Source organism: Mycobacterium colombiense (assembly GCF_001672755.1).
GTDB classification, from domain to species: domain Bacteria; phylum Actinomycetota; class Actinomycetes; order Mycobacteriales; family Mycobacteriaceae; genus Mycobacterium; species Mycobacterium colombiense_C.
In genome coordinates, this window is the sequence record NZ_LZKI01000126.1 from 1 (window position 1) to 744 (window position 744).

The window sequence follows — 744 nt, forward strand, 5'->3', positions numbered from 1 at the left end:
CCGGCGCCGATCATCGACCCCAGCCCGATCACCACCGCGTCGAAAACGCCTAGGCTCCGGCGCAGTTCGCCGCCGGCCGGCGGGGTGCTCATCGGGGTGCTTCCGGACACTCGGTCTCCTCGAAGTCGGAGAAATGGTCACGCCTGCGTCACCTCGCGTAACGCCTAACCTATCAAATCAATTTGATGTATTGTGCCGGAGTATGGCGGCGGCCGATCGAGCGGACGTTCCACCGTTGATGCAGATGGCGGCGCACCCACTGCGGTGGGCGCTGCTGACCGAACTGGCATCCGGGGACCACCGGGTGCGGGAATTGGCTGCCGCTGTCGGCGAGCCACAGAACCTGGTCTCGTATCACTTGCGGCTGTTGCGTTCGGCCGGACTGGTCGATGCGCGACGCAGTAGCTTTGATGGCCGCGACACCTATTACTGGTTGGACCTGACGAAGTGCGCCAAAGCATTTCGTGAGGCCGCCGCCGATTTGCATCCGGCGTTGGCGCCCGGGCTCCCTACCAAGGGGTCGCCGCGGGCTGTGTTGTTCTTGTGCACCGGCAACAGCGCGCGCTCACCCATGGCCGCGGCGCTGCTCGAAAAGCGCGGCCAGGGCCGCATTCGGACGGCAAGCGCCGGCAGTCATCCGAAATCTCAGCTCCACGTCAACGCCATCCGGGTCATGCGCGACGAATACGACATCGACCTCAGCGGCACTCGGCCCCAATCCCTGGCCGCGGTTTCCCGGCGCCG

At 65.7% G+C, this 744-nt stretch carries 1 protein-coding gene; it reads left to right on the forward strand.

Annotated elements, in window-relative coordinates; all coding sequences use genetic code 11:
* Positions 1–244: 244 nt before the first annotated feature.
* The coding region (locus A5708_RS17480) for an ArsR family transcriptional regulator (protein WP_231117942.1) at positions 245–744 on the forward strand (500 nt) is incomplete at its 3' end.